We start from the raw sequence: 13,212 nt of genomic DNA on the forward strand, positions 1-13,212 counted from the left end.
GCGCCGTTTTATACCAATCGCATCCGGCGCACAGCCGGGTGTTCATTTCCCAACATCACATGTTGGGTTTTGCGGACTAGCTGAAGCCAACCGCATCGCCGACATTAGACCCATCAAACACACACACTCTGGAGCCCAGACACATGAAAAAGATCCTCCTTGCTGCTGCGCTGATCGGCACCACTGCGACCACTGCTTTTGCAGCCCCCGAGAAGTACACGCTGGATGCGAGCCACAGCCAGATCCTGTTCAACTACAACCACCTTGGTTACTCGACCACTTGGGGCATGTTCTCCGGCTTTGAAGGCGAGATCATGTTCGATCAGGAAGATCCGGCGAACTCCTCCGTGTCCGTGTCCATGCCCGTGAAATCCATGTTCACCGGCTGGGAAGGTCGTTTCAACCACTTCATGTCCGATGACTTCTTTGGCGCGACCGACGACGAGATGGTGTCCTTCACCTCCACCGCGATCGAAGTGACCGGCGAGGACACCGCCAAGATCACCGGCGATCTGACCCTCAACGGTGTGACCAAATCCGTGGTGCTGGATGCCAAGCTCAACAAAGTCGGCGAGCACCCGATGGCAAAGAAACCCTGGGCGGGCTTTGACGCCACCACCACTCTGGTACGCTCTGAGTACGAGCTAGGCCAGTTCGCGCCCTTCGTCAGCGACGAGGTCGAAGTGCAGATCTCTGTCGAGGCGATGAAGGCCGAGTAACGGCGACCCCACTCACGGCGCCAATCGACCACCGGCCCCGAGGGACCGGTGGTTTTTTGTTGCCGTGCTGCACCTGCTGATTCCGCATGGGCAGCTCTGCGCGAACTTCAAGACGTTTGCTAAACTCTTAGACAGATCGGCCGCTCCCACCTCTGCGGTGTTAAGGCCTCGTTAGTGAGCCTGCCGGATCATAATGGCACTTGGATATACATGCTGCCCGATCAGGAGCCTTACGATGTTAAAAGCCACCAGTTTTGTTGCCGCGCTCTCGCTGGCTCTGTTCCAGAGCCCGTCTCATGCCAGCGCGGATGAGATCACGATCCTCGCCGGAGATCTGCCGCCCATGTTCAACGAGGACGGCAGCGGGCGTGAGGCCGAGGTGATCTCTACCGTGATGGAGCGATGCGGGCATACGGTGACGTTTGAAATCCAGCCCTTCACCCGCCACTGGAAGACCTATTCCAATGGAACCGCTGACGCCGTGGCCACCGTCCCCGTTGGCATGCCGCTCGGCGGCACCCAGAGCGATGTGTATGTGCAGTATCAAAACGGCGTGTCGTTCCTCAGCGAGGCGGGTGAGAGCTATGGCGATCTTGCCGCGCTTGCGGGCCATTCCGTGATCGCCTTTATGGGGGCGTCCGACATTCTGCCGGGTCTGAAGGACGCGGTCCCGAGCTTCAAGAGCTACAAGGAAATCGCGGATCAGATCGGCCAGAGCCGGATGATCTTTGGCAAACGCGTCGATGCGGTTGTGGGCGATGGTATGATCTTTGCCGAATATAACCGCCAGCTGCGCGAGCAATCCGGCGATCTGATGTTCGACCCCAATCAAAGCGTGACCTTCCAGGCGATCTTTGCGCCCTCGGATTATGCGATGAACTTCCGGGATGCGGCGCTCGCAGAGGATTTCAACCGCTGCTATGCCGAGGCCAAGGCGGATGGCTCGATCGATGCGATCAACAAAGCCTGGGCGGAGCGCTATCGCGACACGCTCGGCACCCAGTACCTCGGTCATTGATCGTGCGGGTGCGCGGTCTCTGATTGCGACGATTGCAACAAAGACCATGACATGAAAACAGGCCGCCGCGCGTCCCTTTTATGGAAGCGCGGCGGTTTTTGCTTGGAGCGGCATTTACGCGCAAGCGTTTGATCTAGGGTGCGCGTCTCAGGGCGCGCGTGTGGCGACCAGATCCACCGTGATGTCGACGCCAAAGGCCAGGGTGCCCTCGTCTTGCGTGCCGGTCCCGATGTTGAAATCGAGACGGTTCACCTCCGTTCGCCCGCTCATGGTGGCCGTATCCCCGTCAAGATCGAGCGTGAAGGGCAGGGTGGTCGCCACCGTCTGGTCTCGAATGGTGAGCGTGCCTTGTGCCTCGTACTGCGCGCCCTCGATCTGGATGATCTCGGCCTCAAACGTCGCCTGCGGATAGGTCTCGGCGTCAAAGTAGTCCGACCCCATGGCCTGATCGGTCACAGACCCGAGCGTGAGCGATGGGATGGCAATGGCGACCTCGACACGACCGGCCGGGCCGGGGCTGGTGGGTTCTTCAAAGTCGATCTTGGCGCGCCAGTCGGAGAATGTACCCGTGATGGCGCTGCCCATCTGGACCACTTCGATCGCCAGCGTTCCGTTTTCGACAGTCCAGCCCGAGCCTTCAACCGGTGCAGCTGCCACCGGTGCCACGGTGCCTTTGGCGCTCTGGGTGTTTAGAAAGAGCATTGTGCTGCCACCGATCACCGCGCCCCAGACCACGAGCGCTGTCAGCAGCGGCAAGGCAGAATGGTGTTGTGCGGGCGGCTCGGGCAGAGCGCGACGGCCCGGCAGCATGCGCACCAACGTGCTGTCCTTATCGATCACATGATGTTTGAGCGCGCCACCCACATGCGCCAGGATCGACGCGCCAAGCAGCAGCATCGCGTAGAAATGCACCGAAGACGACAGTTTGGAGACAAACTCGGATTTGGGCACCAGCGGCAGGTTTTGCCCAAAGGGCCACCAGATCGGCGCAAACCCATCGGTCGCCGCGTGATGAATCCAGCCCGAAAGCGGCACAATCACCATCGCGCCATAGAGCACCCAATGGGCCGTCTCTGCCGCCCAGGCCTCCAGCTTGCGATCCGGGTGCAACAGGCCCGGCTTTTCCTGGGTGATGGCCCAGAGGATGCGCAGGAGCGCGGTAAAAAACACCGCAACGCCAATGGTTTTATGAAGCGAAAACAGGAGCGTAGCGCGATCAATCGTCGCTTGGGAGCCGTCAAACGCGCTGCTCTGGATATGCTCTGCCAATTCGGTTGCAAAATATCCAAGCGGAAAGGCGGTCAGGATCAGGAGAGCGGTCAGCCAGTGAAAGCTCTTGGTGATGGAGCCGTAGCTCTGCGGGGTGTTTTGGCGCGACATGGAACATCTGTCCTTGATGAGAGGAAAACTGGGATAAGAGGACTCCGGACGCGGGGCCGGGTGTTATAGCCAAGGTAATGACACTGGGCCTGCACGCAAGGGTGCGCGCTCTTCACTGGCGCACAGAAGGCCTGCGTGTCGGCGCGAGGTGTGCGCTCTGGAACTCTCGCACTCGTGAAATGCTTGTGTGCCTTCCCTTGGGTCGCTAAACCAGCCCGAAAGACAGTTTTAGGAATGAGGACAGCCATGTCGATCGCTTTTGTTTTCCCCGGCCAGGGGGCTCAGACCATCGGAATGGGCAAAGCGCTGGCGGAGGCTTATCCGGCCGCCAAAGCCGTGTTCAACGAGGTGGACGAGGCCCTCGGAGAGAGCCTGAGCCACCTGATCTGGGAGGGCGACATCGAGACCTTGACCCTGACGCAGAACGCTCAGCCGGCGTTGATGGCGACCTCCATGGCGGCAATGCGCGCGCTGGAGGCAGAGGGCGTCAGCATCGACAAGGCCGCCTTTGTGGCCGGGCACTCCTTGGGGGAATATTCCGCGCTGGCGGCAGCCGGTGCGCTCTCGATCGCCGACACCGCTCGCCTGCTGCGCACTCGAGGGCAGGCGATGCAAAGCGCCGTGCCGGTGGGTGTCGGTGCGATGGCCGCGCTTCTCGGGCTTGATTTTGAAACCGTAAAAGCCGTGGCCGCCGAGGCCGCAGCCGAGGGCGAGGTGGTGCAGGCCGCAAATGACAATGACCCGACGCAGGTGGTGGTCTCCGGCCACAAGGCCGCGGTAGAGCGCGCCGCCGAGATCGCCAAGGAAAAAGGCGCCAAACGCGCGGTGATGCTGCCGGTCTCCGCCCCCTTCCACTGTGCCCTGATGCAGCCCGCCGCCGATGTGATGGCCGAGGCACTTGCAGGCGTGGAAATCAAGGCGCCTGCGGTGCCGCTGATCGCCAATGTGCGCGCCGATGCGGTCACCGACCCCGACACCATCCGCGCCCTTTTGGTGGAGCAGGTCACAGGGTCGGTGCGCTGGCGCGAGAGCGTCGCGGCGATGGCGGCCAAGGGCGTCACAGAGTTCTGGGAGATCGGCGCGGGCAAGGCGCTTTCGGGTATGATCCGCAAGATCGACCGCGCCCTGGTCTCAAAACAGGTCGGCACCGACGCTGACGTCAAAGCCGTGACCGGCGCATAATCCATAAGGAAGAGACAAAGATGTTTGATCTGACAGGTAAGAACGCGCTGATCACAGGCGCATCCGGTGGCATCGGTGGCGACATTGCGCGCGCGCTCCACGCAGCGGGGGCGACTGTTGCGCTCTCCGGCACCCGGCCAGACCCGCTGCACGCCTTGGCCGAGGAGCTTGGCGAGCGGGCTCATGTTGTGACCTGCAACCTCTCCGACGCCGAGGCCGTCGAGGCGCTGCCGAAACAGGCCGCAGAGGCGATGGGCTCTGTTGACATCCTGGTCAACAACGCCGGCATCACCAAGGACAACCTCTTCATGCGCATGAAGGACGAGGAATGGCAGAGCGTCCTCGATGTGAACCTCACCTCCACCATGCGCCTGTGCCGCGGTGTGCTGCGCGGCATGATGAAGGCACGCTGGGGCCGGATCGTGAATATCTCCTCCGTTGTGGGCGCCACCGGCAACCCCGGTCAGGGCAACTATGCGGCCTCCAAGGCGGGCATGGTCGGCATGTCCAAGTCGCTGGCCTATGAGGTTGCAAACCGTGGCATCACCGTGAACGCCGTGGCGCCGGGCTTCATCGCGACCGCCATGACCGACAAACTCAACGACACCCAGAAAGAGGCGATCCTCAGCCAGATCCCCGCAGGCCGTATGGGGGATTCGAAAGAAATCGCCGCCGCAGTGCTTTATCTGGCGTCGCAAGAAGCCGCCTATGTCACCGGCACCACGCTGCATGTGAATGGCGGCATGGCGATGCTCTAAGCGCCACACCCGCTCAAACGACCAAGCCGCGCCTTTATTGAGGTGCGGCTTTTTTATGTGTTTCAACGGCTTGCATGACCTAACGGCAGTCTGTTCAGACCCATCGGTGGCAGTGCCCGGAGCAGTGCCATGACGCCATCGCGCGGGTTCGGGGCGGGCGCGATGGCGGCAGCCGCAAAGGTGGGTAAGATATTGGAAATCATTTGCGTCGGCTTGCGTCTGTGCTATAGGCCCCCCATCTTGCGTGTTGGCAGGCGTCTCGTCTGGCCATCTCGCTTCCGTTTCCAAAACGGGACCCCCACCGCCCGCTTGGGCAAAAACCAACCTTCCCGAGTGGGCAAGGGCAGAACCGGGCGCAAGCCCAGTAAAGAACGAGGAATAGACATGAGCGACGTCGCAGATCGCGTGAAAAAGATCGTTGTAGAGCACCTGGGTGTTGAAGAAGACAAGGTGACCGAGAGCGCCTCCTTCATCGACGACCTTGGCGCAGACAGCCTCGACACAGTTGAGCTGGTTATGGCGTTCGAAGAAGAGTTCGGCATCGAGATCCCGGACGACGCGGCCGAGACCATCCAGACCTTCGGCGACGCAGTGAAGTTCATCTCCGAAGCGTCCTGATCGGACTTAGTAAGAGACCTCACGATTTCGTGATTGAAGAGGCGGCGCTTTCCTGAAGGGAAGCGCCGCTTTCTGTTTGTCTGCCCGCTTGTGTTAACCATTCACCTGCCGGCAGCGGGTCGAATTTTGCTGACTTCGTGCTACACTCATAATCATTATGAAATTGATCGGAGAGAACAGCGCATGATGATTTATCCCACGATGGAACTTTTGGACGGGCGGTGTGTGACGCTGGACAAAGGCAATCTGGATGCGCCGATGATCTGGCATGTGGACCCGGTTGAAACCGCCAAGGGCTTTGCCGAGGCGGGCGCCGAGTGGATGCATCTGACCGATTTCAATGCGCTTCAGGGCGACAGCAGCAATCAGGACCTTGTGGAGGAGCTCATTCGCACGGCGGGTCTGCCCATCCAGCTCGGCGGCGGCATCCGCTCGCGAGAGCAGGCCGAGTTCTGGATCGAAAAGGGCGTGGGGCGCGTGGTGATCGGCACCATGGCGGCTTATGATCCTGCTGCGGTGGCAGAGCTGGCCAAATACTACCCCGACCAGGTGGTCCTCGCGGTGGATGTCTGGCAGGGGCAGGTGATGACCGAAGGCTGGCGTAAATCCGGGGCCTGGACCCCCGAGGCTTTTGTCAAAGCCTTTGGCAACGCCCCATTTGCGGGCATTCTGGTGACCGACATCGATAGTGACATGAGCGATCTGGACGCCCAGCTTGGCTTGATCTCAGGCCTTGCGGAGCAGGCGCATTCTCCGGTGATCGCAAGCGGCGTGGTGCGCAGCAAGGACGATATTTCGAGGCTGAAATATCTGCCCAATATTTCTGGCGCTCTGGTGGGCCGGGCACTCTTCAACAAAACCATCACCCTCGAAGAGGCGATGGAGACGGCGCAGCCCAACCCCGAACCCGTGGCAGAGTTCCTCTGATCACTCGGGGGCTCTGGTCCCCGCTCCGAGCGGCCCGCGTTGAACCTGTGCTGACACCGAATGCGGTCTTGGCCAGTCTTAGCGCGACGCGCCGGTTCAAGGCCGCTGACGATGTATAAGTCAGACCTTGGGTGCAGGGGGCTCTGCTCTCCTTTGCCCCAAACCCGGCGTCCCCCAGTCTCTCTCGGGGGGCATCATAGGGTCTGCGGCCAAACGCTCCGCCTGCGGACGCCTGCGAACGTGCCCCCTCGGAACTGCAGCCCTGAGAGCCGCGCCACGAAAATTTTCAAAGGGTTTGAAACGTCACAGGCCGCAGGCAAATTATTCGCCTACGGCCTGTTTTCTTGAGAGAGCGCCATCTGCGACCCCTGGAATGTTGCTTCGTCCAAGGACCAGTCTCCTTGATCACGCTTACCAAACCCTTACGTCCTGTGGAAAGTTCGGCGAGATTTGACGCAAATATGCCGGAACGCCCCGCGCGGCTTCCTGCACTTGCGCCCTTTGGTCATTCCAAGCTATTTGGGTGGGCAAATCGCCTGAAGCGCTAAGGAGAGCAAGGAATGCGTCGAGTAGTAGTTACCGGTCTGGGCCTGGTGACCCCCCTGGCATCTGGGGTTGAGGAAACTTGGGCACGTCTTCTGGATGGCCAGTCCGGCGCGGGCCCCATCACTCTGTTTGATGCAGAGGCCAGCGGTGTTGCAACAACCTATGCCTGTGAAGTGCCCCGTGGCGACGGCAGCAATGGCACCTTCAATCCTGACGATTGGGTTGTGAAAAAAGATCAAAAGAAGATCGACGATTTCATCCTCTACGGGATCGCCGCCGCTGAAATGGCCGTGAAGGACGCAGGCTGGACCCCCGAAGCCGAAGAGGACCGTCTGCGCACCGGCGTGATGATCGGCTCCGGTATCGGTGGTCTGAGCTCGATTGCAGATACAGCCGTCATGATTAAGGAAAAGGGCCCGCGTCGCGTGTCTCCGTTCTTTATTCCCGGCGCGCTGATCAACCTCATCTCCGGTCAGGTCTCCATCCGTCATGGCTTCAAAGGTCCAAACCACTCGGTTGTGACCGCGTGTTCCACGGGCGCTCATGCGATTGGCGATGCGTCGCGTCTCATTAAATCCGGCGATGCGGATGTGATGATCGCAGGCGGGGCCGAGGCGGCAATCTGCGAGATTGGCATTGCGGGCTTTAACGCGTGCAAGGCGCTTTCGACGAAATATGCCGAGGATCCCACCAAAGCCTCGCGTCCCTATGATGCAGACCGTGACGGCTTCGTGATGGGCGAGGGCGCAGGCATCGTGGTGCTCGAGGAATACGAACACGCCAAGGCACGCGGCGCCAAGATCTACGGCGAGGTTCTGGGCTATGGTCTGTCGGGCGATGCCTATCACATCACCGCCCCCTCCGAGGATGGCGAAGGCGGCGAGCGCTCCATGCGCGCAGCGCTGGCCAATGCGGGGCTGAGCGCGGCAGATGTCGACTATATCAACGCGCATGGCACCTCCACCATGGCTGACACCATCGAGCTTGGTGCCGTGGAGCGTCTGTTGGGCGATCACGCCAAGAATGCGACGATGTCCTCGACCAAATCCGCAACCGGGCACCTTTTGGGCGCGGCGGGCGCGATCGAGGCGATCTTCTCCATTCTGGCGATCCGCGATCAGGTGGCCCCGCCGACCATCAACCTCGACACTCCCGCTGTGGAGACGCCGGTTGATCTGGCCCCCAATGCCAAGCGCGAACGCAAGATCGACGTGGCGCTGTCCAACTCCTTCGGCTTCGGCGGCACCAATGCTTCGGTGGTCTTCGGGAAAGTGAGCGACTGATATGTGGCGCAGTCTGGCCTCGAACATGCTGACGATCCTGATCGTCGGCCTGTTTCTCTTCGCGGGGGTGATCCTGTGGGGCAAGAATGAATACACCGCCGAGGGCCCCCTGTCCGAAGCGATCTGTTTTCAGGTGCCCTCGGGGACCAATATGGCACGGGTGTCTCGCCGTCTTGAAAGCGACGGCGTGGTCTCGAGCGGCACCATCTTTCGCATCGGGGTGAAATATTCCGACAAGGCGCAGGACCTCAAGGCAGGCAGCTACCTTGTGGAGCCCGGCGCTTCGATGGAAGGGATCGTGGATCAGATCACCCGGGGCGGGGCCTCCACCTGCGGCACCGAGATCGTCTATCGCGTTGGTGTGACCCGCGTGCTGGCCGAGGTGCGCGAGCTGGACCCGGCGACCAATGCCTTTGTGGAACGTGCGGAGTTCGTCCCCGGCGTGGATGAGACCCCCGCGGTCTATACCGAGAAAAAGTCCGAGGCTGACACGCGCTACCGTATTGCACTGGCAGAAGGCGTGACCAGCTGGCAGGTGGTCGAGTCCCTGAAGGCGATGGACATTCTCGAGGGGGAGCCGGGCCGACGTCCGCCGGAGGGCAGCCTTGCACCCGACAGCTATGAGGTCCGCCCCGGAACCTCGCGCGAGGCGGTGCTGGCCGAGATGCAGGCGCGGCAAGACAGGCGGATCGCGGACGCCTGGGAAGCCCGTAGCCCCGATGCGGCTGTCAAAACCCCAGAGGAAATGCTGATCCTCGCCTCGATCATCGAGAAGGAAACCGGCGTTGCTGAGGAACGCGGTGTGGTGGCCTCTGTCTTCACCAACCGCCTGCGGCGCGGCATGCGCCTTCAGACCGACCCGACGGTGATCTATGGCGTGACCAAGGGCGAGGGCGTCCTGGGCCGGGGCCTACGGCAGAGCGAGCTGCGCGGCGCAACGCCGTGGAACACGTATGTGATCGAAGGTCTTCCACCAACACCCATCGCCAATCCCGGGCTTGAAAGCCTGGTGGCGGCAGTGAACCCGGATCAGACCGACTATGTGTTCTTTGTGGCCGATGGCACCGGCGGCCATGCTTTTGCCGAAACGCTCGAAGAGCACAATCGCAACGTCGCGAAATGGCGAAAGATCGAAGCCGAGCGCAACAACAACTGACAGTCATGAGGGGGGCGCTGCCCCCCTTGTGCTTTGCTGGGCAAAGCCCCCCCCCCGGGATATTTTAGGTTAGAAGAAGGGCGGCCATGCGAGGGGCTGCTTCTTCTAACGCCAAATATCCCGGAGCGCGAGGCAGAGCCTCGCATCCCCTGTTGCCACAGGGGCGAACGCCGGATTGACGAGACCTTCAGGCGGCAGGTGTAAAACCTATCACAGCAGCTGGAAAACGTGGGGGCAAGGATCGCAGGACCTGGACGGGCCTTGATCCTCGCCTCCCGTTTCTCCCGTCGGATCGTTCAGAGACGAGGCTGTGCCCCCATGACATCACAGACCCCCGAAGAGCTGATCGAGATCAGTTCGGAGCTTTTGCGCTCGCTCCATGAGAGCCTCCGGCGCGCGCGCCGCGTGAGCGAGGAGTACCTCGCCCAGTATGAGGCCGAGCAGGACATCAATCCCGACACCGCCCAGTTGAAACCGCAGATCGCAAGGCTCGATGGCCTGATCCGTGACATTCAGAAAGTGGAGAAAACCCTTGTCGATCGCAAAGACTCCCCTGGTGCCGCCCGCATGGTGGCCTTCGACCTCTGTGCCGCCCGCGATGAGATCGAGCGCCGCCTGGCTGGCCTGCGCGCCGCGCTTCATGACGCAGATCTGGCTGGAGGAGATGGATGATCACACATTGGCCGCGCTGCCCTATATGTTTGATCTCTGGGCGCTCCCGCATCAGCGCCCCCCGCTGGGCGACTGGCGCGCCTGGGTGATCCTTGGCGGGCGCGGGGCGGGAAAGACGCGCGCCGGTGCGGAATGGGTGCGCGGCCAGGTCGAGGGGGCAGGGCCCTTTGGCGTCGGGTCTGCGCGTCGCGTGGCGCTGGTGGGGGAGACCTATGATCAGGTCCGCGACGTGATGATCCACGGTGACAGCGGTATCCTTGCCTGTTCGCCACCGGATCGACGCCCGGAGTGGCGTGCGGGCGAACGCCGATTGCTCTGGCCCAACGGGGCAAGCGCGCAGGCGTTCTCGGCCTCTGATCCAGAGGCGCTGCGTGGGCCGCAGTTCGATGCGGCCTGGGTCGACGAACTGGCCAAGTGGCGCCGCGCACAGGAGGCCTGGGACATGTTGCAGTTTGCCCTGCGGCTTGGGACAGCGCCGCGCGTCTGCGTCACCACCACACCGCGCAATGTACCCCTTCTGAAGGGGCTGCTCGAAAGCCCCTCGACCGTCACCACCCATGCCCCCACCGAGGCCAACAGCGCAAATCTTGCACCAAGTTTCCTCAGTGAAGTGCGGGCGCGCTATGCGGGCTCCCGACTGGCGCGGCAGGAGCTTGATGGCGTCTTGCTTGCGGATGTGGACGGCGCGCTCTGGAGCTCTGACATGCTGGCAGAGCTTCAGCGGCGCGACACCCCGCGTCTTGATCGCATCGTGGTGGCCGTCGACCCCTCGGTGAGCGCGCACAAGGGCTCTGATGCCTGCGGGATCATCGTTGCAGGCGCGCAGACACAGGGGCCGATCTCGTCGTGGCGGGCCCATGTGCTGGCTGATCATACGGTACAGGGGCTTGGTCCCACCGGCTGGGCTCGAGCGGCGATTGCGGCGCGCGATGCCTACAAAGCGGACCGCCTGGTGGCAGAGGTCAACCAGGGCGGCGCGCTGGTGGGCACGGTGTTGCGCCAGATTGATCCGCTGGTGCCTTTCACCCCCGTGCATGCCAGCAAAGGCAAGGTGGCGCGGGCGGAGCCGGTGGCGGCGCTCTATGAGCAGGGGCGCGTGCATCATGCACCGGGCCTGCAAGAGCTCGAAGAGCAGATGTGCCTGATGACGGCGCAGGGCTATCGCGGGGATGGATCCCCGGATCGTGTGGATGCGCTGGTCTGGGCGCTGCATGCGCTGATTATCGGCCCAGCAGAGCAGCATCGTTGCCCCAATATCCGTCGCCTGTAACGCGAAGGCGGGGCCGATCCACGGCAGGGGGATTATACCCTCGCCGAAGATCAGGGTCTGTCCTTTGAAACCTCTGGTGAAACGCCCGCCCCGCGCGGGCGTTTTTCATTTTTATCAGTCTCTTACGGTTGGTGTTGCGCCCCCAGCGCGCGCCCTGCTGGCAGGATGTTCAAACCCCTGTGGCAGATTGTTTTCCAACACGACGGGCATGGCCCCGACGCAAAACCGGACCAACAAAGGAGAGCACCATGGTCTTTGACCTGCTGCGACGCAAGACGGGGCGAGTGGATCAGACGGCGGCTGCGGCCCCGTCGCTCAAGGCCAGCGCGGCTGCGCGGGTGCTGCCCATGGGCAATGGCACACGCGCTGCCTGGGGGCCGCGCGACACGGTCTCTTTGACCCGGGCCGGGTTTCTGGGCAACCCGGTTGGACATCGCGCGGTGAAGCTCATCGCCGAGGCCGCAGCCGCGCTGCCTCTGGTGCTGCAAAGCACGGAGGCCCGCTACGAGAGCCATCCGCTGCTGGCGCTGCTCTCCCGACCCAACGCCACCCAGGCGCGGGCCGAGATGCTGGAGGCGCTCTATGCCAACCTTTTGTTGTCAGGCAACGCCTATCTGGAAGCGGTCGCGGCAGAGGAGGGCTGGCCCGTCGAGCTGCATGTGCTGCGCCCGGATCGCATGCGGGTGGTGCCGGGGGCAGATGGCTGGCCCGTGCGCTATGACTATGCGGTGGGCGGCAAGACGCATCGCTTTGCGATCGACCCCGCGCGCCCGGCGATCTGCCACCTCAAGAGCTTTCACCCGCTGGACGATCACTACGGGCTCGCGCCGCTTCAGGCGGCTGCCACCGCGGTCGAGGTCCATGGCGCCGCCGCGCGCTGGTCAAAATCCCTGCTGGACAATGCGGCGCAACCCTCCGGCGCGCTGGTCTGGACCGGATCGGATGGGCTGGGGCAGATGGGCGACGACCAGTTCCGCCGCCTCTCCGAAGAGATCGAGGCCAATTTCCAGGGTGCGCGCAATGCCGGGCGGCCCATGGTGCTGGAGGGCGGGCTCGACTGGAAACAGATGGGCTTCAGCCCCTCAGACATGGAGTTTCACCGCACCAAGGACAGCGCTGCGCGCGAGATCGCGCAGGCCTTTGGAGTGCCGCCGATGCTCTTGGGCATTCCGGGCGATGCCACCTATGCCAACTATCAGGAGGCCAACCGGGCGTTTTATCGCCTGTCGGTGCTGCCCTTGGCGATGCGGGTGGCGGCAAAGCTCTCGGACTGGCTGATGCGCTTTGGCACGGAGGCGGTCGAGCTCAAACCCGATCTTGACCAAGTGCAGGCCCTCAGCAGCGAGCGCGAGGCCCAGTGGCGGCGCATCACTGAGGCTGATTTCCTGAGTGAGGCCGAGAAACGCCAGATGCTTGGGCTGCCCCCGCGCACGGCGGAGGTGGCGGATGACTGACTATCCGTTGCCGCCCTTTGACTGCGCCCCAAGCCAGCGCCTGAGCGCCCATGAACGGGTGAGCGAAATTCGCCAGGAGGCGCTGAACCGGCGTCTGGACCGGATGGAGCAGATGATGGAGCGGCTGGAAAAACGGCTCTGGATCACCGTCTATGGCGTCGCTGCCGTGATCCTTGCGCAGGCCTTTCAGGGCTTTCTCTCCGTGCAGATGCCCTGAGTGATAATCAAG

13 protein-coding genes are annotated in these 13,212 nt (G+C 62.5%); 12 read left to right on the plus strand and 1 reads right to left on the minus strand.

Annotated elements, in window-relative coordinates; genetic code table 11:
* Positions 1 to 143: 143 nt before the first annotated feature.
* Both ACZ1HH_RS05130 and ACZ1HH_RS05135 read left to right on the plus strand, forming a co-directional pair.
* The gene (locus tag ACZ1HH_RS05130; RefSeq protein WP_011538388.1) at positions 144 to 719 is read left to right on the plus strand and encodes a YceI family protein; all 576 of its coding nucleotides are present in this window, start codon (positions 144 to 146) and stop codon (positions 717 to 719) included.
* 235 nt (positions 720 to 954) lie between these two features.
* The gene (locus tag ACZ1HH_RS05135; RefSeq protein WP_011538389.1) at positions 955 to 1,737 is read left to right on the plus strand and encodes a substrate-binding periplasmic protein; all 783 of its coding nucleotides are present in this window, start codon (positions 955 to 957) and stop codon (positions 1,735 to 1,737) included.
* Between the two features lie 147 nt (positions 1,738 to 1,884).
* Here the strand turns inward: ACZ1HH_RS05135 and ACZ1HH_RS05140 are convergent, their stop codons facing one another.
* Positions 1,885 to 3,117 carry a cytochrome b/b6 domain-containing protein gene (locus tag ACZ1HH_RS05140; protein ID WP_472636047.1) on the minus strand — a complete coding sequence of 411 codons (1,233 nt, stop codon included), beginning with the start codon at positions 3,115 to 3,117 and terminating at the stop codon, positions 1,885 to 1,887.
* Positions 3,118 to 3,363: 246 nt separating this feature from the next.
* On the opposite strand from ACZ1HH_RS05140, the gene fabD reads away from it, so the two are divergent.
* The 10 genes from fabD (at position 3,364) to ACZ1HH_RS05190 (ending at position 13,200) form a co-directional block, all read left to right on the plus strand.
* A complete protein-coding gene (gene fabD, locus ACZ1HH_RS05145; RefSeq protein ID WP_472636048.1) occupies positions 3,364 to 4,299 on the plus strand; it encodes an ACP S-malonyltransferase in 936 nt (311 codons plus the stop codon).
* Positions 4,300 to 4,319: 20 nt separating this feature from the next.
* Positions 4,320 to 5,057 (plus strand): 3-oxoacyl-[acyl-carrier-protein] reductase, encoded by a 738-nt coding sequence (fabG, locus tag ACZ1HH_RS05150; protein WP_011538392.1) that lies wholly within the window; start codon positions 4,320 to 4,322, stop codon positions 5,055 to 5,057.
* Positions 5,058 to 5,441: 384 nt separating this feature from the next.
* Positions 5,442 to 5,675: an acyl carrier protein gene (locus ACZ1HH_RS05155; protein WP_005645147.1), complete on the plus strand. Its 234-nt coding sequence runs from the start codon at positions 5,442 to 5,444 to the stop codon at positions 5,673 to 5,675.
* 183 nt (positions 5,676 to 5,858) lie between these two features.
* Positions 5,859 to 6,602, plus strand: coding sequence for a 1-(5-phosphoribosyl)-5-[(5-phosphoribosylamino)methylideneamino]imidazole-4-carboxamide isomerase (locus tag ACZ1HH_RS05160; RefSeq protein WP_011538393.1), 744 nt, complete (start codon positions 5,859 to 5,861; stop codon positions 6,600 to 6,602).
* A 560-nt stretch (positions 6,603 to 7,162) separates the two neighbouring features.
* Positions 7,163 to 8,431: a beta-ketoacyl-ACP synthase II gene (fabF, locus tag ACZ1HH_RS05165; RefSeq protein WP_011538394.1), complete on the plus strand. Its 1,269-nt coding sequence runs from the start codon at positions 7,163 to 7,165 to the stop codon at positions 8,429 to 8,431.
* Position 8,432: 1 nt separating this feature from the next.
* Positions 8,433 to 9,587 (plus strand): endolytic transglycosylase MltG, encoded by a 1,155-nt coding sequence (gene mltG, locus ACZ1HH_RS05170; protein WP_011538395.1) that lies wholly within the window; start codon positions 8,433 to 8,435, stop codon positions 9,585 to 9,587.
* A gap of 318 nt (positions 9,588 to 9,905) precedes the next feature.
* A complete protein-coding gene (locus ACZ1HH_RS05175; protein ID WP_416368268.1) occupies positions 9,906 to 10,259 on the plus strand; it encodes a hypothetical protein in 354 nt (117 codons plus the stop codon).
* Positions 10,228 to 11,529 (plus strand): DNA-packaging protein, encoded by a 1,302-nt coding sequence (locus ACZ1HH_RS05180; protein WP_487320413.1) that lies wholly within the window; start codon positions 10,228 to 10,230, stop codon positions 11,527 to 11,529. Before ACZ1HH_RS05175 ends, ACZ1HH_RS05180 begins: the two co-directional genes overlap by 32 nt.
* Positions 11,530 to 11,777: 248 nt before the next feature.
* Positions 11,778 to 12,983 (plus strand): phage portal protein, encoded by a 1,206-nt coding sequence (locus ACZ1HH_RS05185; protein ID WP_472636049.1) that lies wholly within the window; start codon positions 11,778 to 11,780, stop codon positions 12,981 to 12,983.
* A complete protein-coding gene (locus tag ACZ1HH_RS05190) occupies positions 12,976 to 13,200 on the plus strand; it encodes a GTA head formation protein, RCAP_rcc01685 family (RefSeq protein ID WP_011538399.1) in 225 nt (74 codons plus the stop codon). The genes ACZ1HH_RS05185 and ACZ1HH_RS05190 overlap by 8 nt, the downstream gene beginning before the upstream one ends.
* Positions 13,201 to 13,212: the final 12 nt, after the last annotated feature.

Source organism: Epibacterium sp. HA2-3 (genome assembly GCF_055693725.2).